Raw genomic sequence first — 19,992 nt, 5'->3', positions numbered from 1 at the left:
GTTTGCCTGGAAGGAGGAACCATATGAGTATCACTGCCACATATGAAATCAAACGGACGGACGCGGTCGCAAGCATTGCCGACAAAATCGCCCTCGAGCTGACCGTCGGTACATGGACCGAGCTGCCTCATTTAGAGCAAGAGCAGTTACAGGCGTACCGGGGTGAGGTCGTATCGACCACCCATACGGAGACGACGAGCCGGTTCACGATCCGCTATCCGTTACATAATGTCAGCCCTGACTTTTCATCCATCTTGACGACGACGTTTGGGAAACTATCCCTCGACGATTCGATTCGGTTAATCGATTTGACGTTGCCCGAAACGCTCGCCCCTCATTTCAAAGGCGCCAAGTTCGGCGTCGACGGGATTCGCGAGTTGCTCGGTGTCCATGACCGTCCGCTCGTCATGAGCATCTTCAAAGGCGTCATCGGGCGTGACCTCGCGTTTCTCGAGCAGCAACTCCGCGATCAGTTCGCCGGCGGCATCGATATCGTCAAAGACGACGAGATTTTATACGACAATCCGCTCACGCCGTCGCTCGAACGGGCCCGCATCGGAGCGGCCGTCATTCAAGCGCACTTTGAGGCGACCGGGAAGCGTGTCCTCTACGCCATCACGCTGAGCGGCCCCGTGTTCGGTCTGCGCGACCAGGCGCTCCGGCTGATTGAGGCCGGTGCGACGGCGCTCCTATTCAACGTCTATACGTACGGTCTTGACGCACTGCGCGAACTTGCGAACGACCCAGACATCCGTGTGCCGATTTTAGCTCACCCGGCCTTTGCCGGCGCCTTGACCGGGTCCATCAGTCATTCGCTCTTACTCGGTAAACTCCCACGCCTCGCCGGGGCCGATTTGACGCTCTTCCCGTCTCCGTACGGTTCGCTCGCGACACCACGGGACGAGGCGTTCGCGATTCGTGACTTGAGCGCCGAACCGCATTGGTCGAAACCAATTTTACCGGTCCCGTCAGCCGGGATTCATCCGGGACTCGTCGCCGATATCATTCGTGATTTCGGGACAGATGTCGTCATCAATGCCGGCGGTGGCATTCATGGTCACCCGGACGGCGCAGCCGCCGGGGCCCGTGCTTTCCGACAAGCCATCACTCACGTCCTCGGTCACACCGAAGGACAGACGGACGAACTCGATACCGCGTTAAAGGCGTGGGCGTCACGATGACGGTCCACATCCTGTGCGACTTCGATGGGACGATCACGGCGGAAGACAATATCATCGCGTTGATGAAGGCGTTCGCCCCGCCGGCTTGGATCGAGTTGAAAGATGCGGTCCTCGAACAACGGATTTCCATTCGCTCCGGTGTCGGTCAAATGTTTCAACTATTGCCGAGCGAGGCCGCACCGGCTTACCACAATTATTTGTTGGAGCGGATCACGCTCCGCCAAGGGTTCCCATCATTTTTAGAACATGTTCGGGCGCACGGTTGGAAGTTTGACGTCGTCAGCGGCGGGATGGACTTCTTCGTCCAGCCGGTCTTGGACGGTCACGTCGCCCCTGAGCACATCTACTGTAACGTCGCCGACTTCTCCGCCGAGACGGTACGCGTCGCTTGGCCGCACGCTTGTGACGAACAGTGTACGAACGATTGCGGCTGTTGCAAGCCAACGGTTGCCCGCCGTATCGTCAATCCGAGTGACCGCTTAATCATCATCGGCGACTCGGTGACCGACTTCGAGGTCGCGAAGCGTGCCGACTTCGTCTACGCCCGGGGTCAACTCATCACGCTCTGCGAAGACGCAGGCATCCGTTATGCCCCATTCGAGACGTTTGACGACATCACCCATCACTTGAAGGAGGTGGCAGTATGAGCCTCGCCGCACGTTGGCTCGAACTCGCCGACATTAAAGACGAACTCGCCGCCCGCGACTGGTTCCCCGGAACGAGTGGGAATTTGGCGATTCGCGTCTCCGACGACCCGCTCGAATTTCTCGTCACGGCGAGTGGACGCGATAAACGGAAACGAACGCCGGACGACTTCGTCCTCGTCGATGCGGCCGGACACTTGATCGGCGAACAGTCCGGGAAACCATCCGCCGAGACGCTGCTCCACGTTGAAGTGTTCAATCGGACGGACGCGACGTGCTCGCTCCATGTCCACACAATCGATAACAATGTCATCTCCGAGCTCCATGCCGCCACCGGCGAAGTCGTCTTCACCGGCCAAGAGATCATCAAGGCGCTCGGCTTCTGGGACGAGGATGCGGTCGTCCGCGTACCGATTATCGAGAACCACGCGGACATTCCGGCACTCGCGGCCGCCTTCGCCCCTCATATCCACGCAAACGCCGGTGCCATCCTGATTCGCAATCACGGCATCACCGTGTGGGGAGAGACTCCAGCCGCGGCCAAACGCTATTTAGAGGCTTACGAGTTCTTGTTCAGCTATACGTTAAAACTACGCGCCTTAGGCGTCCATTCATAAGGAGGAACCAACCATGGCAACTGTCTATTTCCAACAAACTGAAGAACGTTACGTCGATCAAACTGAAGTGAGCGCCTTTTTAGAGTCCCGCGGGATTTTGTACGAACAGTGGGACATCACGAAGCTCCCGGAAAACTTGCAAGAGAACTATCAGTTGACGGATGAGGACAAACAAGCGATCTTGTCGACATTCCATGACGAGATTCGCGACGTATCGGAGCGCCGCGGCTATGAGACGGCAGATGTCATCTCGTTGTCGGATGCGACGCCGAATTTGGACGAATTGCTCGTCAACTTCCAAAAGGAGCACCATCACACGGATGACGAGGTCCGCTTCATCGTCAGCGGCCATGGCATCTTCGCCATCGATGACGCCGAGCGCGGCTACTTCAACATCGAGCTCAACCCAGGCGACCTCATCTCGGTGCCGGTGAACACGCGCCACTACTTCACGCTCCAAGACGACCGTAAAGTCGTCGCCGTCCGCATTTTCGTGACGACAGAGGGCTGGGTGCCGATTTACGAGAAGCAAGACGTGACTGCATGAAAAATGGTCTCTCGCCCAAAGGCGAGAGACCATTTTTTTAATGTTTGGCAGCGGCTGTCGGTTTTGAAGAGAACCAACCCCATACCGCGATGCCGACCATGACCGACCAGAAGAACAATGTCCACGCTGTCGAGTGAACGAAGCCGTCTGGAAGCCCCATGAAGGCGAACGGTGTGCCGGCAATCAATTCCTTGAAGCCAGGGTGTTCAAGCACGAGCACCGTCAACTTCACACCAACCCAACCGACAATAATGAAGGCGGCTGTCTCAAGTGTTGGACGTTGATGCAACAGTTTGACGAAAATCCGAGCAGCGAAACGCATCAAGATGACACCGATGAGTCCACCCGTCAAGACGACGAAGAACTGACCAGAGTCGATGCCGCCAATCTCACCGAGACCGAGCGGCGGCAAGCTGACCGCGAGTGCGACCGCTGCGAGAATCGAATCGACCGCGAAGGCGATATCAGCAAACTCGACTTTCGCGACCGTCCACCAGAATTCTTTCTTCGTGACCGGCTTCTCCGTTACGGCCGTCTCTTCTTTCGCCTCAGCGGCGAGATCTTGTTTCGGCTCCATCTTACGTGCCTTATAGGTCATATACAGGTGCCGCGCACTCATTCCAATCAAGTAAAGCGCACCGAGCGCCTGGACTTGCCAGACGTTAATCAAGAATGAAATCAAGAACAATGCGATGAAGCGGAAAACGAACGCTCCGAGTAAGCCGTAAAATAGTGCCTTCTTCTGTTCTGTCCGCGGCAAGTGCTTGACCATGACCGCTAAGACGAGCGCGTTGTCTGCAGAAAGTAGCCCCTCGAGACCGACGAGTACGACGATGATCCAGGCGTACTGCAGGATTAACTGCCAATCCATTAAAAACATCCCCTTTTTTGTTGTGTTCCTTCATATTTAACAGTGATCTATTTTTTAAGTTCACAGGAACATTTTATTCCCGATTCATATCGAAATCAATCTTCTTTTCTTCAATTGCTGAAGTTTTTTTATTTACGAGCACGTTCAAAGCATGTTCAGAGAGCAAAATGGTACCCGGTTGATGTACATTTCGTGATAAAATCCTAACAAGAACGAGTGGCAGTCATTTGCCCTCTCAAAAAAGGAGAATCCGATTATGTCTACAAGCCATGTCGCTTTACCTACTAAAGCAGAACGACATAAATTATTCGGTTCGGTCCCGCCCATCAAAGGCACGAAGCCGACTGAAAAAGAACAAATGGTCGATCTACAAAATACACCTAAAAACTTCTTGTTCGCGCTCGACAGCGTCGGCATCTCAAACGTCAAACACCCTGTCAACATTGAGACGCCAGACGGCATCCAAGCGACGGTCGCCACGTTCGAGTTGACGACTTCGCTCGTCCAAGACCGTAAAGGCATCAACATGTCACGTCTCACTGAACAGCTCGACGCGTACCATACACAAGGTTGGACGTTATCGAACCGCTCGCTCATCGAGTTCGCACAAGAACTCGCCGAGCGCATGGAACAGACGGAAGGCCAATTGACGGTCCGTTACCCATGGTTCTTCAGCCGGAAAGCACCAGCCACAGGTCTCAGCGGTCTCATGAACGCGGACGTCATGCACAACGTGACGTACAACCTCGAGACAGGCATGGCGAGCGTGACGGTCGGTCTCGTCATCAACGTGACGACACTTTGCCCATGCTCGAAAGAAATCAGCGAGTACAGCGCCCACAACCAACGTGGTTACATTACAATCGAAGCCGGTCTCGACGAAGCATCACTTGACGGCTTTGACTGGCGTCTCGCACTTCTTGAGGCAGCCGAGTCGAACGCATCGGCCCCGCTTCATCCTGTCCTCAAACGTCCGGATGAAAAACGTGCGACGGAAATCGCGTACGAGAACCCGCGTTTCGTGGAAGACATGGTCCGTTTGATTGCGGCTGACTTGTACGAAATGAAACAAGTCGTCAACTTCTTCGTCGAATGCCGCAACGAAGAGTCGATTCACCAACACGATGCGATCGCTTCGATCACATTCGATAAGCGCGATAACTAAAAAACGAGTGAAGCCTTTGTGGGCCTCACTCGTTTTTCTATAGACTTTGGACGAGCCGAATCGTCAACAACATGACGATGACGATGATCCAGACCGCCCAGACGAGCCGCCACTTGTCGCCATCGACTCGTTTGACGAACGTATAGACGGTCAAATAGAGCGCAATCAACAGCGGGATGACGACCCATGGATTGTCGAGCATCACGCCTCGATATCGCCGTCCCAGGCGAGCATGCCACCTTCGACGTTGACGACCTTATAGCCTTCCGACTCCAAATAGTCACCCGCCGTCTGACTGCGGACTCCTCCACGACAGATCACGTAATAGACGTTGTCTTTTGCGAGCTTGTCCGCCACCTCTGGGAATTCAGACAGCGGATAGAGCGGCACGTGCGGGATGTGGCCCGCATCGTACTCGTCTTGTTCGCGCACGTCGATAATATGGAGCGATTCGCCGTTCTCGAGCTTTTCGCGTAATTCAGTTGCATGGATGCTTTGCATGCTGGTTCCCCCTTAAATGTGTTGTCCCCTACTAGTTTACCTCAGTTTTCGTTTAGAGAAACTCCAATTGATTGTCGTGTCGTCATCACAATAGAATCCTTCGAGCCCACACTGTTCGACCACTTGCTCTATCCAAGCACGACTGCCACAAAACAATGTGAAGTGGCTATCCCAAGGCGGTACGATGAGCCACTCATGTTGGTAACCGAAGAACGTCCGATGTTGCATCCCCCACGTGTCGGCAGCTAGCGTTTCACGAAGATGGATGAGATGCCGTTCCATACAGAATTCATCTCCGCTCCAAATCCATCCTTCTCCCATCTCTAAAAGTACCCGCAACACTTGATTCTCTAGTAAATTCGACAGTTCTCCTTCGCTTGGAGGGAGTATATGCTCACGCTCACAGTATTCGATGATTTGATTCGCACCTTCTCGGTCTTCCGCATGCGGTTTCAGCGCCCCAATCATCGTCCGGAGCGCCTGGTCGATACGACTCACGTCTTGGAAACCAAGCTTTTGTCGCATCTCTTCCCATGTGATAGCCTGAAATTGCTGTTCGACTTCGTTTTTGTCCATATCGGCATAGCGATCAATCGCGTTAGGTTCGTCTATTGGAATAAGAAATGGATGGACCACGATGAAGATCGTTTCGAATACCCCTTCATAATACGTCTTAATCGGATAGTCATCGCCGCCTCCAAACATGGCGTAACGATGTCCTTCCGGTAATGTGATTGCCCCCATTCAAACGCCTCCTTTTCCAATAGTTTACAATGTGACCACAAAAAAAGCATCCTCCGCTCAGGAAGGATGCTCGCGACTTACGCTTCGTTGCGCTCGTCGATGGCTTGTGCCGCTGTGATGAGCGTCAATTTGTAGACGTCCTCTTCGTTACAGCCGCGCGACAAGTCGTTGACCGGCTTGTTGAGACCTTGAAGGATCGGTCCGATCGCTTCGAATCCACCGAAACGTTGAACCATTTTGTAGCCGATGTTTCCGGCTTCGAGGCTTGGGAAGACGAACACGTTCGCATTTCCGGCTACTTCAGAGCCTGGTGCTTTCTTCGCCGCAACGCTCGGGACGAACGCCGCATCGAATTGAAGTTCGCCGTCGATTGGAAGGTTCGGTGCTTTCTCTTTGGCGAGACGTGTCGCTTCGATGACTTTTTCTGTCTCTGGCGACTTCGCTGAGCCTTTTGTCGAGAAGCTGAGAAGGGCGACTTGCGGCTCGATGCCGAACGTCTTCGCTGTCAACGCTGACAAGTAGGCGTTCTCGGCGAGGTCAGCCGCATCCGGTGCGATGTTGATCGCGCAGTCAGAGAAGACGTACTGCTCGTCGTCACGTACCATGATGAAGACGCCTGATGTCTTTTTGATGCCTGTTTGCATCTTGATGATTTGAAGAGCCGGACGAACCGTGTCGGCTGTCGCGTGCATCGCACCTGAGACGAGACCTTCTGCTTTTCCTGTGTGGACGAGCATCGTACCGAAGTAGTTCACGTCTGACGACAACAATTCACGTGCCTGTTCCGGTGTCGCTTTGCCTTTACGGCGCTCGACGAACGACTCGACGAGTGTATCGATGTCTTCATACGTCGCTGGGTCGTATTGTGTCAAACCTGAGATGTCAAAGCCGTGCTTCGCAGCGACTGCTTCGAGTTCAGCTTTTGGTCCGATGACGATCGGTTCGACCATGCCGTCATTTTTCAAACGGACAGCGGCGCCGAGGACGCGCTCATCGATGCCTTCTGGGAAGACGATGGTCGGGCGAATCGGGCTGACTTTTTGTTTCAACGTGTCAAATAGTTTCATAGTGAATGAACTCCTTTTCGATTAGAAGAAATCGGATTTTTTCTCTCTCGGACGCTCTCGTCCATATGCGAGTTTTATTATACACAGTACGTTTTTTAAAATAAACTATTCTGCCCATTTCGTCATAAATCGCTTGAAATCAATCATTATATGAATAGAACAGTTTACTAGTTTTGACTGATACAGGCTGCTGTGAAGCCGTTTTCAAACATCTTACTCCTTACCTCTTTACCCGGCCTGAAGTGTGACTATCCTCACGACAGCGTCAAATTTGCCAGACGCTCAAACGTGTATGGTAAAATAGTCAGCGAAGCCTAGTCTCGAAAGGAGTTTTTTTAATGTCAGAACGTCCAGCACCAACACCGACAACCGATACGCAACATGCAGCCGCCACGTTAGACGGTTGGTATACGCTCCATGATTTCCGCTCAATCGATTGGACTCGTTTAAAAACAGTCGACCCAACCGCCCGTCAAGAGATGATTGACGAGTTCGTCGCCTTCCTCGGATCGCTCGAAGAGGTCGAGACACGCGGTGAAGGAAGCCATGCTTTCTATTCCATCCTTGGCCAAAAGGCGGACATCGTCTTGATGGTCCTTCGTCCGACGTTCAAAGAGCTCGAGCAAGTTGAACTCGCTCTTCGGAAGACGAGACTGTACGATTATATGATTCCAAGCTATTCATACGTGTCTGTCATCGAACTCGGCATGTACCGCGGTTCAGGAGACGGTGACCCATACGAGAACCCGCACATCCGGGCCCGCCTCTATCCGACACTCCCGAAAGCGGCCCACATTTGCTTCTATCCGATGAGCAAGGCTCGTCGCGATGGGGACAACTGGTACTCGTTGTCGATGGATGAGCGCAAAGACCTCATGTATCGCCACAGTATGATCGGCCGCAGCTACGCCGGCAAGATTCAACAGTTCATCGGCGGCTCGACCGGTTTCGACGGTTGGGAATGGGGCGTCACGTTGTTCGCTGAAGACTCGCTCCAATTCAAAAAAATCGTTTATGAAATGCGCTTTGACGAAGTCAGTGCCAAATATGGCGAGTTCGGCGACTTTTATGTCGGGAACATCCTGCCAAAAGAAGAACTCGGCACATTCCTCGGGTAAACGAGGTTTACGTCATCATGCCCTCGGGAATCATTGTTGTAGAAGCAACATAACAATGATCAATGAGGTGAACAACGATGCGCGTGTTCAAGGAATCAGATCGAGACACGGCGAAACGTTTAGATTCGTTCATCGAACGAATGGCACCGACGGCAGAACTAGTCCAACTTCGATTTGAACAACAATTACAACATACACAGCGAAAGGGTCAGGCAAAAGCCTGACCCTTTCATCTGTCTTTATTTGATTGTGACCGCCAAGGCGTCCCCAAGGAACGTCGCTAGTTCGAGCATGCCGTACTGCCCTGCTTTCGCTTCGGCGTCTGAATTATAGTTCGTGTTCGTGTTGACGTCATACGCGTAGACGTTCCCGTCCGCGTCTTCGATAATTTCAATCCCGGCGACCGCAATCTCATTGTTTTGAAGGAACGTCTCTAACTGTCCGATGATTGGGTCATTGAAGCCTTCGACGATCTCAAATTTCGCCGGCGGTGTCTCGCCGACCGGGCAGAACTGGTCTTCAATCGAGCAGGCGTCGGCCGGACAGAGCTCGAACCCGTCTGACGTATCGACACGCACCGCATAAACGAACTTGCCACCGATGAACTCACAGCGCGTGATGTACGGCTTCGGCGCCTCGATATATTGTTGGATGAGCGTAATCCCGTCAATCGACTCCTCGAACGTCGGCCCGTCCACGTACGCCTTCAATGCATCGATTGAATGAAACAGTTGGACCCCGAGTCCTTTGCCGGCCCGGTTATGTTTCGTGATGAACGGTGTCATCCCGAGCTTATCGGCCGCCTCGATGATTTGTGTCTTCCCGACGGCTGCCACCGTCTTCGGTACACGAATGCCTTCTCGTTGAAGCGCCGTGTACTGATTGACCTTGCTCACTTCAAGCCGAATCGCCCGCGTCCCGTTGAAGACGATCCGTCCGTTCGCTTCGAGCCATGCGAGCACCCCTTCCGTCAATTCCGGTGCGTAGCGGTGACCGCGCGTATGCGACGACGCGCTCATCCGGTTATAAAACACACCTTCCGGCGGCTCTGCCATGAGATCAATCGTCCCTTGATCAAGATGCCACAGCTCATACGGCAGTGATAATTCCTCGAGTCGCTTCACGAGGTGATTGGTCCACTCAGTGTTTTCATGAAGCACGTGAATTTTAGCCATGTGAATCCCCCTTTTTGATGCCCCTACTGTACCATAAGTATATCCGATTATTCCAATGTGCATAATTCACGATGCGTTATTTCTTAATTCATAACGGTTTCATGGTATAATGAACTTAATATTACAGCGGAATATGATTAAATTCTAAAAGGAAGTGATGTGTTTGAATGGTTCGATTTTAAGTACGGATGTCTTAATTTTGTTGTTCGGGTTGCTCCTCGTCGCCGGTGTATTGGCCACACGCGTATCGACGCGTTTCGGTTTGCCTGCCTTGATTTTGTTTATGGGCATCGGCATGCTGATGGGCAGCGATATTACCGGGCTGATTTTCTTCGATGACACCAATCTCGCTCAAATGATTGGGGTCGCGGCCCTCGTCGTCATCTTGTTCGAAGGTGGTTTACAGACGAAATGGTCGTCGATCCGGAGCGTACTTGCCCCGTCCGCTTCACTCGCCACGATTGGCGTGCTGTTGACGACCGGGCTCATCGCTGTGGCCGTTCGTTTCGTATTTGGCTTCGACTGGGTGGAATCTTTCCTATTTGGCGCCATCATCGGCTCTACTGACGCGGCTGCCGTCTTCGCCGCCTTCAAAGGAAAGAATATCTCACCGAAAGTTGGTTCGACACTCGAAGCCGAGTCCGGCACGAATGACCCGATGGCGATGTTCTTGACGATTCTCGCCCTCGATTTCATGTTAAAACCCGACACGACGATTTGGGACGGTGTTTGGATGTTCATCCTGCAAATCATCGTCGGTGCGTTCGTCGGTTATTTCCTCGGAAACTTGTCCCGACTCATGTTGAATCACTTGCGACTCGAGTCGAGCGGTCTGCACGCCGTCCTCATGATCTCAATGGCCTTCATGACGTACGGTGTCGCCGCCTACTTCGCCGGCAGCGGACTACTTGCCGTCTATCTCGCCGCGATGATCGTCGGGAATGCGCACACGGCTCACGAAGTGACCATCGTCCAATTCTCAGAGGCACTCGCTTGGATTATGCAAATCATCATGTTCGTCATCCTCGGACTGCTCGTCTTCCCGAGACAGTTGCTCGACCCGGAGCTCATCTGGAAAGGGTTGTTGATTTCATTCATCCTCATGTTCATCGCCCGTCCGATCGCCGTCTATCTATCGACGATCAACATGCAGTTCACCAATAAAGAGAAACTGTTCATCTCATGGGCCGGACTGAAAGGCGCCGTGCCAATCGTCCTCGCCACGTTCCCGCTCATCGCGGGCATCGACAACGCCCAATTGATTTTCAACGCCGTCTTCTTCGTCGTCGTGACGAGCGCCTTGATTCAAGGAACGACACTGACACCGCTCGCAGCGAAACTCAATTTGCTCGGACCGGATAAAATCCGTTCGCCTTACACGATTGCGCTCGTCTCGAGCAAACAATCACAACATCAGCTCGTGCCATATATGGCGACGGAAGATTCGTCGATGGTTGGCAAGACGCTCGCCGATATCACCTTGCCACCGAACACGGTCGTGAATGCGATTGTCCGGCAAGACTACCTCATCCCACCAACGGGCCAGACGAAAATTGAGCCGGGCGACTTGTTATACGTCCTTGCCTCGACGTATCGTCATGACCAACTCGACCGCAAGTTCGGGGAGGACGGGTTAGAACGCGTCGAGTTGTAATCCTCTTTTCTTCATCGAACTGTCACGATTTCCGAGTTTAATTCCTTTGAAAAACGGACACAGTAGAAGTGACAACACTTCTACTGTGTCCGTTTTTGTAAGGAGGGATTCGTATGTTTGATTTGACGCCATTCCGGAAGAACGAGCTCGATCGATTGCGCAAAGATTTGTTCGGCGACGTCTTTGATCGGATGAATCAACTGTTCGATCCGAAAGACGGCGCGACGTCGTTCCTCGACTCGTTCAAGCTCGACGTCCGGGACCAGGACGGCCAATACGTCATCGAGGCGGAGATGCCCGGCATCAAAAAAGACAACATCCACATCCGCTACGATAAAGACTACCTCGTCCTCTCGGTCGACCAACGTGAAGAGAAAGCAGAAGACAAGGACTATGTCTATCGGGAACGCCGCGTCACATCGATGCAACGTTCACTTTATCTGCCGAACGTGAAAGAAGATGCCATCAAAGCAAAACTCTCGGACGGCGTGCTCCACTTGACCGTTCCGAAAGCCGATGACGGGTCGAGTACCCGCACCGTCGAAATCGAGGAATGAATAAGGATCGTGCCGAGGCACGATCCTTATTTTTTTGCACTGACCGTCCGCGCTGATGCAATCAACGTGGCCACGTCCTGCTCACGCCCCGCATGAAGCGCCTCGACGATAAAACTGCCGACGACGACCCCGTCACAGGCCGCCCCGAGCGTCCGAACCTGATCGGTGCGATGGACCCCGAATCCGGCGAGCACCGGCACCGGTGACCGCTCAGACAACGAACGCAAATGGTCGAGTAACTCTTCCGGGAACACATCCGTCTTCCCGGTCGTGCCTTTGAGCGTCACCGCATAGACGAATCCTTCCGCCTGAGCCAGAATCGTGTCGATGCGAGTCTGACTGCTCGTCAACGTGACGAGCGGTACGACCGCGACTTCGTGACGATTGATACCGGCGAACAAATCGAGGCTCTCTTCAAACGGCAAATCGGGAATGATGACACCGCTGACCCCAGAAGCTGCCGCTCGTTCGAAGAAGCGCTCGACCCCGAACCGGAACACCGGATTCAAGTACGTCATGAGGACAATCGGTACCGAAAAACGACCCGTTCCTTCTATTAAACGGTTCAACACGTCCGTCAACGTCACCCCTTGTTCGAGGGCACGCATTCCAGCCGCCTCGATGATGGGACCGTCTGCGACCGGGTCGGAGAACGGGATACCGAGTTCGATGGCCGTCGCCCCCATCGCCTCTAGCCGTTCAATCGTCGGAATCAACTGATCGAGCCCGCCGTCCCCGGCCATGATGTAGGGGACGAACGCCGTCCCCTCGCTACGCTGTCGAATCGCTTCATCTAATCTCATCATTGGGTCACCCTTTCTCGAATCGTATGGACATCCTTATCCCCGCGACCAGATAGACAGATGACGAGCACGTCGTCTTTGTCCATGGTTTGTGCGAGCGTCTCCGCATAGGCGAGCGCGTGAGATGATTCAAGCGCCGGAATAATGCCTTCTTGGCGACTGAGCGACATGCAGGCTGCGAGTGCGTCCTCATCCGTGACCGCCGCGTAGCGGACCCGTTCGATATCTTTCAAGAAGCTGTGTTCCGGCCCGACACCCGGATAATCGAGTCCGGCCGAAATCGAGTGGGCTTCCTGGATTTGCCCGGCCGCGTCCTGGAGCACGTACATGAGCGAGCCGTGAAGCACCCCGACCTCGCCTTTCGTGAGCGTCGCCGCATGCTTATCCGTATCGACACCGCTCCCTGCCGCCTCGACACCATATAAGGCGACCGTTTCGTCATTCAAGAACGGATAGAACATCCCCATCGCGTTGCTGCCGCCACCGACGCAGGCGACGACCGCGTCAGGGAGACGACCGGTCTTCTCGAGCACTTGGCGGCGTGTCTCCGTCCCGATGACACTTTGGAAATCACGTACCATCGTCGGGAACGGGTGCGGGCCGAGCACCGATCCCATCACGTAGTGCGTGTCATCGACATGTTTGACCCAGTACCGGAGCGCCTCGTTGACGGCATCTTTCAATGTCCGACTTCCCGATTTGACGGGGACGACGGTCGCACCGAGCAGTTCCATCCGAAACACGTTCAATTCTTGACGTTCGACGTCGACCTCACCCATGAAAATCGTACATTCGAGATTGAGCAATGCACATACCGTCGCCGTGGCAACCCCGTGCTGTCCGGCCCCTGTTTCGGCGACGACTTTTCGTTTGCCCATTCGTTTGGCGAGGAGCGCCTGGCCAATCGTGTTGTTAATTTTATGGGCACCGGTATGGTTCAAGTCTTCTCGTTTCAAATAGACGTTCGTCCCGAGGCGACGGCTCATGTTCTCCGCATAATAGAGCGGCGTCTCGCGACCGACGTACTCGCTGAGGAGATCGTTGAAGCGTTCCTGGAATTCAGGGTCTTGTTTTGCTTCCTCGTAAGCCACCTCGAGCTCTTCGACCGCTTGCATGAGCGTCTCCGGGATATATTTTCCACCGTATGGGCCAAACTTTCCGTTCACTGGTTGTGTATACATGATGCTTCCTCCTTGGCGCGTCGGATGAACGCGCGAATCTTATCGTGATCTTTCTGTCCGTTCGTCTCCACACCGCTCGAGACATCGACACCGTCCGGTCGCATGGCGCGAATCGCCGCACCGACATTGTCGACGTTCAATCCACCGGCGAGCCAAAACGTCTGCTGCGGCCGTTCGAGCGTCGCCCAATCGAGCGTCTTCCCGCTGCCCGGTGTCGGCGCGTCGAGTAAAATGACGTCGGCCTCTGACTGGTGACTCGCTTCAATAATCGGGAGACCGAATTGCCGGAACGTATCAAGCGGCCGTGTCCGGCGGTGCAACTGAATGTCGGTCAATCCACAAGCGACGGCGGCACGAACCGTCTCGACGTCCGGGTCGAGAAACACACCGACGACCCGGACCTCGTCAGGAATCAATTGACGCAACCGCTGCGCCGTCACGCAATCGATTTGGCGCGGGCTGTCCGCGAAGACGAAGCCGATGGCGTCCGCTCCGGCCTCGACCGCCGTCGTGACACTTGCCTCCGTCGTCAATCCACATATTTTAACGAACATGACGTCAACTCCTCGATTAAGGCTGTCGGGTCGTCCTGTCGCATGAGCGCCTCCCCAACGAGAATCGCTCGGGCCCCGGCTGTCTGTAGCCGACGGGCCGCCTCGCCCGTGCTGACGCCGCTCTCGCTGACGAAAGCGACATCGGGATACTTCGTCATCAAATCGACCGACGTATCGAGCGAGACCTCGAACGTCTTCAAGTTTCGATTGTTGATGCCAATCAACACATCGCCGAGTTCGAGCGCCGTCTGGAGCTCGGCCTCATCGTGCACTTCGACGAGCACGTCGAGGCCGATGGACCGCGCATACTGTTTTAACGTATGGAGCCTGCTCGGATGGAGCGCCGCGACGATCAACAGTGCCGCACTCGCCCCGGCCGCTTTGGCCCGGTCAAGCTGTCGTTCGTCGATGATGAAGTCTTTGCAGAGGACCGGGATCTCGACAGCGGCCGCGACATCACGCAAATCATCGAATGACCCTTTGAAATACGTTGCATCCGTCAAAACCGAAATCATCGTCGCCCCTGCTTGTTCATACGTGCGGGCCCGACTCACGACATCTACTTCCTCGCGTATCACCCCTTTTGACGGGGATGCCCGCTTAATTTCGGCGATAACATGGAAGCCGTCCTTCATTAAATCCGGTAAAGAAATGGCTGTCGACCGCGTCACCTCGATATCTTCTAGTTGATTGACCTCTTCGATTTTCGTTCCGATGATTTTCGTCAAGTAGCTCATGCGCCGACCTCCGTTCGTTGTAGTTGTTTAAGCACGCGGATGGCGTGTCCTTCATCAATGCTTGCCGTTGCCACGGCGACACCTTCGCGAAGCGTCTGGACGCTTCCGTACGTGCAAAGGGCGAGCGCGGCGTTCAATAAGACGACATCCCGTGCCGGTCCCTTCTCTCCGTTCAAGACGGCGAGGAGCGTCGCAGCGTTCTCAGCTGGTGTTCCGCCTTGCAGCGCCGAGAGTGGTGCTCGCATCAATCCGACGTCGCGCGGGTCGACCGTGTAACGGGCCACTTTGTCACCGTTGAAGAACAAGACGTCGTTTCGTCCGGCGAGGCTCGCTTCGTCCAGCCCGCCTGCCCCATGGACGACCATGCCACGCTCGACACCGAGGTGGCGCATCGCCGTCGCCATCTTCTCAATGAGCGATGGGTGGTACACGCCAATCAATTGACGCTTCGGCTTGAGCGGGTTCGTCAACGGACCGATTTGATTGAAGATGGTCGCCGTCGCCAGTCGTTTCCGGACCGGCATGACGTGTTTCATGACCGGATGGATATGTTGGGCGAACAAGAAGCTCAAGTTCGTCCGCTCGAGGTCGGCGAGCATCGCCTCCTGACTTTGGACGATGGGGATATTCAACGACTCGAGGACGTCGGCACTGCCTGACCGGCTCGACACGCTGCGATTCCCATGTTTGGCGACCGGGATCTCTAATCCCGCTAAGACGAACGCGACCGTCGAGCTGATATTGAACGTGTTCGCCCCGTCCCCGCCCGTGCCACAGACGTCGAGCACAGGGAGCGTCGTCTCAGGGAACGTCGCCGCCTCACGGATGTAGTCAGCGAGTCCGGCCATCTCCTCGGCCGTCTCACCGCGCGCTTTCATGGCGAGTAACACCTCGGTGATTTGTGCTTCGTCGGCTTGGAACAGCTCGGCCGCCGCCAGTTTCATTTCGTTCGTCGTCAATGGGTTCGTCAATAGTCGTGTTAACATGTCCGTTCCTCCTCAAGCATTTTGGGTATAAAAAAACTCCATACGACGTCTGTCGTATGGAGGACGGTTTGGACCGCGGTGCCACCTCTCGTTGGATCGATTGATCCCACTTTCCGATGCTATCACATCGTATCCCGATAACGGAGGAAACCGTCACAGCCTACTTGATTCAGCCATGCTCTCATGAGCCCATTCACGTGACGGCCTCGGCCGGGATCCCACCACCCCCGGCTCTCTGAACGAGACTTGTTCACGCTACTCTTCTCAATCACTGATTTTTGATGTGTTGAAACGAAAAAGGGTTACCCGCCCGACTCATAGCTTGCGCTATGAGAAGGACGAGTAACCCCGTGGTGCCACCTTCGTTGGTTCCGTAGAACCCACTTCACGGACAAACATCCGCTTTCCCATGGTAACGGTGGGTGACCCGCTAAAGCCTACTAGAAGTTTCGGTTTAGAGCTCGGAAGTCCATTCGCGACGTCCCACATACTGATTCGCACCAACCATCAGCTCTCTGTCATGCGGGGACCGTCGTTACTTCTCTTCGTCGACGCCTTTATTCGTTTCAATTAAGTTAACTCGTACTATACAGGGCAGATTCCCTCCTGTCAAACAAAAGCGTGCAAAAAAAACTTTGCTTCTATAGGTGCGACCGAATCGATGCCGTCTTTTACGATTTCGTGAGTTGACACTTGATTTTTTTGTCTGCTATAGTCGTCCCCAACAACACTTCACTCAACTAAAGGAGAATTAACTTTGGAAACTAGCAAATTAAAACGTGAACTGTCCACACGGCAGTTGACGATGATTTCGCTCGGTAGCGCCATCGGGACGGGCCTCTTCCTCGGAAGCGGGCTCGCCATCCAAACGGCAGGACCGAGTGTGCTCGTCAGTTACGCCATCGGGGCGTTCATCGTCCTGTTATTGATGGGCTGTCTCGCTGAGATGACCGTCGCCCATCCGACCTCTGGCTCGTTCGGCACGATCGCCGAACGCTATGTCCATCCGCTCGCTGGATTTTTGGTCCGCTACTCGTACTGGGTCGCCAACGTCCTCGCCATCGGCGTCGAAGTGAGCGCGATCGCCATCTATATGCGGTACTGGTTCCCCGACGTGAACGGATTCGTCTGGGTCGCCGTATTCGGCGGGTTGCTCATCTACGTCAACGCCCGTCACGTCCATACGTTCGGGACGACCGAGTACTGGTTATCGTTCATCAAAGTGACGGCAATCATTCTCTTCATCGTCCTCGGGGCCGCCACTTTGTTCGGCGAACCCGGTTCACCAATTGAATCGATTACGACCGGGAATGAAGGCTTCTTCGCCTTCGGATTCTACGGGATGTGGGTGACGATTTTCATCTCGCTCTTCAGTTTCCTCGGGACCGAGCTTGTCGCCGTCACAGCCGGCGAAGCGAAAGACCCGGACCGCGCCGTACCGAAAGCGTTGCGAGCGACGGTGTTCCGGTTGACATTCTTTTATCTCGTCACAATCGCCATCATGCTCATGCTCATCCCATGGCAGCAAGCGGGCATCGATCAAAGCCCGTTCGTTCTCGTCATGCAACAGTTTGACGTGCCTGGCGCTGCTGGCATTTTGAACTTCGTCATCTTGATTGCTGCCTTGTCGGCGATGAACGCCCAGCTCTACGCGTCGACGCGAATGATGTATTCACTCGCTGAGGCCGGTGATGCTCCACGACTCTTTAAGAAAGTCAGCGCTAGCGGGATTCCAATGCCTGCCTTGCTCGTCTCAACAGGCGGGATCATTCTCGCGGCACTGCTTCAAGTGTTCATGGAAACATCGTATCCGTTCTTGATGGGCATCTCGATGTTCGGAGCCATCTTCACATGGTTCATGGTATTCGTCTCGCATCTGTTCTTCCGCAAGAAATGGACAGGACGCAAGTTACCGGTCCGCATGATCGGGTATCCGTTCCTACCGTTACTCGGTGCCGGACTGTTGCTCAGCCTGATGATCACGACATGGTTCACCGACTTCAATATTTTGCTCAAGTTCGGGATTCCATGGTTGGTCGGACTGACCGTTATCTATCTCGTTCGTGAGCGGTTCCGCAAAGCAAAGGATCAATCAGACGACATCGAACAAGCCAACTGAAACAAGCGCCTGTCCGCAACGGATAGGCGCTTATTTTTGGTTTTGGTGGGACACAAAACGAGGACCTGTCACGATTGACGGGTCCTCGTTGAACATCAGAAGAACTGACGTGGGTTGACTGTGCTGCCCGCGCTCGTTCCTGAGTATGAATAGCTACCTTGGTGAATCTCGAAGTGAAGGTGTGGGCCTGACGAGTTGCCCGTATTCCCGAGTCCGCCAATGTTCGAACCTTGGGTCACACGTTGACCGGCGCTCACTGAGACCGAGTTCAAGTGCGCATAGACCGTCGTCCAAACTTGACCATTGATGACGTGGGCGATCATGACGTGATTCCCGTATGCGCCACCCCAGCCTGCACGGATGACCGTTCCCGTTGCCGAGGCACGGATTGGCGTCCCGACAGGTCCGGCGATATCGACACCGTTATGGAACGTGTAGCCGAATTGACCGCTTGCCGGTCCCCAACCTTGTGAGAAACGTCCTGTTGTCGGTTGAATGAACATCGCGCCTGAAGGTGCCGGAGCTGACGTCGTCGGTGCCGTCGGTGCTGGCTTAGGCGCCGGGGCTGGTGCCGGTTTTGGTGCTGGCGCAGCCGGTTTCGGTGCCGGTGTACTATTTTGTGTCGTCTGGTTTGAAGATGCAGATGACTGGGTATTATTGTTATTGTTCTGCTGTTTTTGAGCTGCCGCTCGTTCTGCTTCGGCTTTAGCTGCTGCCGCTCTTGCTTCTTCTGCTTGACGTGCCGCTGCAGCTGCTTGCGCCGCTTCTGCTTGACGAGCTTCTTCAGCCTTACGGGCCGCTTCTTGACGAGCCGCCTCTTCAGCACGACGACGCGCTTCTTCTTCCTCACGACGTTGCGCTTCAATCTCAGCCGCAATCGCTTCTTCTTGCGCGATTAACGTTGCTTCGATTTCTTGGAGGTCAAAGATTTGCGATTCGAATTCGATGTTTTTGTCTTTGAGCTGTTTAATGCGAGCTTCACGCTGTTTCATCGTCTTCTCGAGTTGAGCTTGACGCACTTCTAGCGCTTTTTGTTGCTTCAAGAGCGATGTGCGCTCTTCTTTCAATGACGCTTGTGCTTCTTGTAACGATTGACGCGTCGCTTCGTAATCTTCAAACAATTCTTGGTCGCTTCGTTGAATCGTTCCGGCTGTGATCATCCGTGTGATCAAGTCCGAGAAGTTTTTCGAACCGAAGATGAACTCAGCCCAGTTGATTGAGCCGCCGCCATTTGTTTGCATCGTGGCCATACGCTCTTTCATCATCGCTTCTTGAGCCTTCATCTTCTTCTCATAGCCTTTAATATCTTTCTCGAGGTCTTCGATTTTCAACTCGGTGCGCTTGATTTCTTGGCGTTTCGCCGCGACATCGTTAATGATGTCTTGAAGTTGAGCATCCATCTTGTTGACTTCTGCTTGAACTTTCGAGATCTCGTTCTTATTTTGCTTAATTTTCGAAGACGTATTCGATTGGTTCTGTTTGACGTTATTCCGTTGCTCTTGCACTTTCTTCTGCTGTTCTTGTTTCTCCTTGATTGACGTCGAGGCATCAGCCACCGAGTGCGTCCCAAGAAGAAGCGCGCTAAGCGTGAGTGTCGAGACGGTGCGTTTCCAATTAATCAATGGGGACATCCTTTCTATTGACGGGGGTCGGGGTTACATACTATTTAAAGGTCAGTCGTTTTGCTATGTAACAAGAACGATTATTTTTTTAGTTTCAACACGACTAATTATATCGAAGAGTCGAATGTTTTCCTGTTAAAGTTATATTT

General features: G+C 54.0%; 22 protein-coding genes and 2 other annotated features. Of the genes, 10 read left to right on the top strand and 12 right to left on the bottom strand.

The window, feature by feature from the left end:
* Window positions 1–23: 23 nt before the first annotated feature.
* Genes KNO58_RS12895 through KNO58_RS12880 form a run of 4 tightly spaced genes read left to right on the top strand, consistent with a single transcriptional unit; the run spans window position 24 to window position 2,989 of the window.
* Window positions 24–1,181: a 2,3-diketo-5-methylthiopentyl-1-phosphate enolase gene (locus tag KNO58_RS12895; RefSeq protein ID WP_214754505.1), complete on the top strand. Its 1,158-nt coding sequence runs from the start codon at window positions 24–26 to the stop codon at window positions 1,179–1,181.
* The gene (locus KNO58_RS12890) at window positions 1,178–1,828 is read left to right on the top strand and encodes a 2-hydroxy-3-keto-5-methylthiopentenyl-1-phosphate phosphatase (RefSeq protein WP_214754503.1); all 651 of its coding nucleotides are present in this window, start codon (window positions 1,178–1,180) and stop codon (window positions 1,826–1,828) included. Before KNO58_RS12895 ends, KNO58_RS12890 begins: the two co-directional genes overlap by 4 nt.
* On the top strand, window positions 1,825–2,442 hold the full coding sequence (locus tag KNO58_RS12885; protein WP_214754501.1) for a methylthioribulose 1-phosphate dehydratase: 618 nt from the start codon (window positions 1,825–1,827) through the stop codon (window positions 2,440–2,442). The genes KNO58_RS12890 and KNO58_RS12885 overlap by 4 nt, the downstream gene beginning before the upstream one ends.
* Window positions 2,443–2,455: 13 nt before the next feature.
* Window positions 2,456–2,989, top strand: coding sequence for a cupin domain-containing protein (locus KNO58_RS12880; RefSeq protein ID WP_214754499.1), 534 nt, complete (start codon window positions 2,456–2,458; stop codon window positions 2,987–2,989).
* Between the two features lie 37 nt (window positions 2,990–3,026).
* On the opposite strand, the gene KNO58_RS12875 is transcribed toward KNO58_RS12880, so the two are convergent.
* A complete protein-coding gene (locus KNO58_RS12875; protein WP_214754497.1) occupies window positions 3,027–3,860 on the bottom strand; it encodes a TerC family protein in 834 nt (277 codons plus the stop codon).
* Window positions 3,861–4,116: 256 nt separating this feature from the next.
* Here KNO58_RS12875 and folE2 point away from each other — a divergent pair, with 256 nt between their 5' ends.
* Window positions 4,117–5,025, top strand: a complete 909-nt coding sequence (gene folE2 / locus KNO58_RS12870; RefSeq protein WP_214754495.1) for a GTP cyclohydrolase FolE2 — start codon at window positions 4,117–4,119, stop codon at window positions 5,023–5,025.
* Window positions 5,026–5,062: 37 nt separating this feature from the next.
* Here folE2 and KNO58_RS12865 read toward each other — a convergent pair whose 3' ends face one another.
* The 4 genes from KNO58_RS12865 to pta form a co-directional block, all read right to left on the bottom strand.
* Window positions 5,063–5,227, bottom strand: a complete 165-nt coding sequence (locus KNO58_RS12865; protein WP_214754493.1) for a hypothetical protein — start codon at window positions 5,225–5,227, stop codon at window positions 5,063–5,065.
* Window positions 5,227–5,526: a rhodanese-like domain-containing protein gene (locus tag KNO58_RS12860; RefSeq protein ID WP_214754491.1), complete on the bottom strand. Its 300-nt coding sequence runs from the start codon at window positions 5,524–5,526 to the stop codon at window positions 5,227–5,229. The genes KNO58_RS12865 and KNO58_RS12860 overlap by 1 nt, the downstream gene beginning before the upstream one ends.
* Window positions 5,527–5,562: 36 nt before the next feature.
* Window positions 5,563–6,270, bottom strand: a complete 708-nt coding sequence (locus KNO58_RS12855) for a DUF2711 family protein (protein WP_214754489.1) — start codon at window positions 6,268–6,270, stop codon at window positions 5,563–5,565.
* A gap of 77 nt (window positions 6,271–6,347) precedes the next feature.
* Window positions 6,348–7,337 (bottom strand): phosphate acetyltransferase, encoded by a 990-nt coding sequence (gene pta / locus KNO58_RS12850; protein ID WP_214754487.1) that lies wholly within the window; start codon window positions 7,335–7,337, stop codon window positions 6,348–6,350.
* A 338-nt stretch (window positions 7,338–7,675) separates the two neighbouring features.
* On the opposite strand from pta, the gene hemQ reads away from it, so the two are divergent.
* Both hemQ and KNO58_RS12840 read left to right on the top strand, forming a co-directional pair.
* Window positions 7,676–8,455 (top strand): hydrogen peroxide-dependent heme synthase, encoded by a 780-nt coding sequence (hemQ, locus tag KNO58_RS12845; RefSeq protein ID WP_214754485.1) that lies wholly within the window; start codon window positions 7,676–7,678, stop codon window positions 8,453–8,455.
* Window positions 8,456–8,532: 77 nt separating this feature from the next.
* Window positions 8,533–8,679, top strand: coding sequence for a hypothetical protein (locus KNO58_RS12840; protein ID WP_021066006.1), 147 nt, complete (start codon window positions 8,533–8,535; stop codon window positions 8,677–8,679).
* A gap of 15 nt (window positions 8,680–8,694) precedes the next feature.
* Here KNO58_RS12840 and KNO58_RS12835 read toward each other — a convergent pair whose 3' ends face one another.
* Window positions 8,695–9,630 (bottom strand): ATP-grasp domain-containing protein, encoded by a 936-nt coding sequence (locus KNO58_RS12835; protein WP_214754483.1) that lies wholly within the window; start codon window positions 9,628–9,630, stop codon window positions 8,695–8,697.
* Between the two features lie 157 nt (window positions 9,631–9,787).
* Here KNO58_RS12835 and KNO58_RS12830 point away from each other — a divergent pair, with 157 nt between their 5' ends.
* Entirely contained in the window at window positions 9,788–11,284 is a 1,497-nt protein-coding gene (locus tag KNO58_RS12830; RefSeq protein ID WP_214754481.1) for a potassium/proton antiporter, read from the top strand.
* A 113-nt stretch (window positions 11,285–11,397) separates the two neighbouring features.
* Entirely contained in the window at window positions 11,398–11,841 is a 444-nt protein-coding gene (locus KNO58_RS12825) for an Hsp20/alpha crystallin family protein (protein ID WP_214754479.1), read from the top strand.
* A gap of 26 nt (window positions 11,842–11,867) precedes the next feature.
* Here the strand turns inward: KNO58_RS12825 and trpA are convergent, their stop codons facing one another.
* Genes trpA through trpD form a run of 5 tightly spaced genes read right to left on the bottom strand, consistent with a single transcriptional unit; the run spans window position 11,868 to window position 16,102 of the window.
* Window positions 11,868–12,644 (bottom strand): tryptophan synthase subunit alpha, encoded by a 777-nt coding sequence (gene trpA, locus KNO58_RS12820; protein ID WP_214754477.1) that lies wholly within the window; start codon window positions 12,642–12,644, stop codon window positions 11,868–11,870.
* Window positions 12,644–13,825, bottom strand: coding sequence for a tryptophan synthase subunit beta (gene trpB, locus KNO58_RS12815; protein WP_214754475.1), 1,182 nt, complete (start codon window positions 13,823–13,825; stop codon window positions 12,644–12,646). The genes trpA and trpB overlap by 1 nt, the downstream gene beginning before the upstream one ends.
* Complete coding sequence (locus tag KNO58_RS12810; protein ID WP_214754473.1) at window positions 13,807–14,379, bottom strand: phosphoribosylanthranilate isomerase; 573 nt, start codon at window positions 14,377–14,379, stop codon at window positions 13,807–13,809. Before KNO58_RS12810 ends, trpB begins: the two co-directional genes overlap by 19 nt.
* A complete protein-coding gene (gene trpC / locus KNO58_RS12805; protein ID WP_214754471.1) occupies window positions 14,355–15,116 on the bottom strand; it encodes an indole-3-glycerol phosphate synthase TrpC in 762 nt (253 codons plus the stop codon). Before trpC ends, KNO58_RS12810 begins: the two co-directional genes overlap by 25 nt.
* A complete protein-coding gene (gene trpD / locus KNO58_RS12800; protein ID WP_214754469.1) occupies window positions 15,113–16,102 on the bottom strand; it encodes an anthranilate phosphoribosyltransferase in 990 nt (329 codons plus the stop codon). Before trpD ends, trpC begins: the two co-directional genes overlap by 4 nt.
* A 56-nt stretch (window positions 16,103–16,158) precedes the next feature.
* Window positions 16,159–16,383 (bottom strand) — a binding site (T-box leader).
* 50 nt (window positions 16,384–16,433) lie between these two features.
* Window positions 16,434–16,663 (bottom strand) — a binding site (T-box leader).
* 196 nt (window positions 16,664–16,859) lie between these two features.
* Here trpD and KNO58_RS12795 point away from each other — a divergent pair.
* On the top strand, window positions 16,860–18,221 hold the full coding sequence (locus KNO58_RS12795; RefSeq protein WP_214754467.1) for an amino acid permease: 1,362 nt from the start codon (window positions 16,860–16,862) through the stop codon (window positions 18,219–18,221).
* Window positions 18,222–18,316: 95 nt separating this feature from the next.
* Here the strand turns inward: KNO58_RS12795 and KNO58_RS12790 are convergent, their stop codons facing one another.
* Window positions 18,317–19,852 (bottom strand): murein hydrolase activator EnvC family protein, encoded by a 1,536-nt coding sequence (locus KNO58_RS12790; RefSeq protein ID WP_214754465.1) that lies wholly within the window; start codon window positions 19,850–19,852, stop codon window positions 18,317–18,319.
* Between the last annotated feature and the right edge of the window lie 140 nt (window positions 19,853–19,992).

This window comes from Exiguobacterium sp. J17977 (assembly GCF_018616375.1).
Taxonomy (GTDB): Bacteria; Bacillota; Bacilli; order Exiguobacteriales; family Exiguobacteriaceae; genus Exiguobacterium; species Exiguobacterium mexicanum.
The sequence above is the reverse complement of the archived record's forward strand: the minus strand, read 5'-3'. Positions and strand labels throughout refer to the sequence as shown.

Bases quoted from the DNA above. Each gene is read 5' to 3' on its own strand.
- trpD (WP_214754469.1), bottom strand. From the start codon at position 16,102: ATGTTAACACGACTATTGACGAACCCATTGACGACGAACGAAATGAAA.
- KNO58_RS12865 (WP_214754493.1), bottom strand. From the start codon at position 5,227: ATGCTCGACAATCCATGGGTCGTCATCCCGCTGTTGATTGCGCTCTAT.
- KNO58_RS12855 (WP_214754489.1), bottom strand. From the start codon at position 6,270: ATGGGGGCAATCACATTACCGGAAGGACATCGTTACGCCATGTTTGGA.
- KNO58_RS12835 (WP_214754483.1), bottom strand. From the start codon at position 9,630: ATGGCTAAAATTCACGTGCTTCATGAAAACACTGAGTGGACCAATCAC.
- KNO58_RS12840 (WP_021066006.1), top strand. From the start codon at position 8,533: ATGCGCGTGTTCAAGGAATCAGATCGAGACACGGCGAAACGTTTAGAT.
- KNO58_RS12895 (WP_214754505.1), top strand. From the start codon at position 24: ATGAGTATCACTGCCACATATGAAATCAAACGGACGGACGCGGTCGCA.
- trpA (WP_214754477.1), bottom strand. From the start codon at position 12,644: ATGAGATTAGATGAAGCGATTCGACAGCGTAGCGAGGGGACGGCGTTC.
- hemQ (WP_214754485.1), top strand. From the start codon at position 7,676: ATGTCAGAACGTCCAGCACCAACACCGACAACCGATACGCAACATGCA.
- KNO58_RS12880 (WP_214754499.1), top strand. From the start codon at position 2,456: ATGGCAACTGTCTATTTCCAACAAACTGAAGAACGTTACGTCGATCAA.
- trpC (WP_214754471.1), bottom strand. From the start codon at position 15,116: ATGAGCTACTTGACGAAAATCATCGGAACGAAAATCGAAGAGGTCAAT.
- KNO58_RS12825 (WP_214754479.1), top strand. From the start codon at position 11,398: ATGTTTGATTTGACGCCATTCCGGAAGAACGAGCTCGATCGATTGCGC.
- KNO58_RS12875 (WP_214754497.1), bottom strand. From the start codon at position 3,860: ATGGATTGGCAGTTAATCCTGCAGTACGCCTGGATCATCGTCGTACTC.
- KNO58_RS12790 (WP_214754465.1), bottom strand. From the start codon at position 19,852: ATGTCCCCATTGATTAATTGGAAACGCACCGTCTCGACACTCACGCTT.
- KNO58_RS12860 (WP_214754491.1), bottom strand. From the start codon at position 5,526: ATGCAAAGCATCCATGCAACTGAATTACGCGAAAAGCTCGAGAACGGC.
- KNO58_RS12830 (WP_214754481.1), top strand. From the start codon at position 9,788: ATGTGTTTGAATGGTTCGATTTTAAGTACGGATGTCTTAATTTTGTTG.
- KNO58_RS12890 (WP_214754503.1), top strand. From the start codon at position 1,178: ATGACGGTCCACATCCTGTGCGACTTCGATGGGACGATCACGGCGGAA.
- folE2 (WP_214754495.1), top strand. From the start codon at position 4,117: ATGTCTACAAGCCATGTCGCTTTACCTACTAAAGCAGAACGACATAAA.
- KNO58_RS12810 (WP_214754473.1), bottom strand. From the start codon at position 14,379: ATGTTCGTTAAAATATGTGGATTGACGACGGAGGCAAGTGTCACGACG.
- trpB (WP_214754475.1), bottom strand. From the start codon at position 13,825: ATGTATACACAACCAGTGAACGGAAAGTTTGGCCCATACGGTGGAAAA.
- KNO58_RS12885 (WP_214754501.1), top strand. From the start codon at position 1,825: ATGAGCCTCGCCGCACGTTGGCTCGAACTCGCCGACATTAAAGACGAA.
- pta (WP_214754487.1), bottom strand. From the start codon at position 7,337: ATGAAACTATTTGACACGTTGAAACAAAAAGTCAGCCCGATTCGCCCG.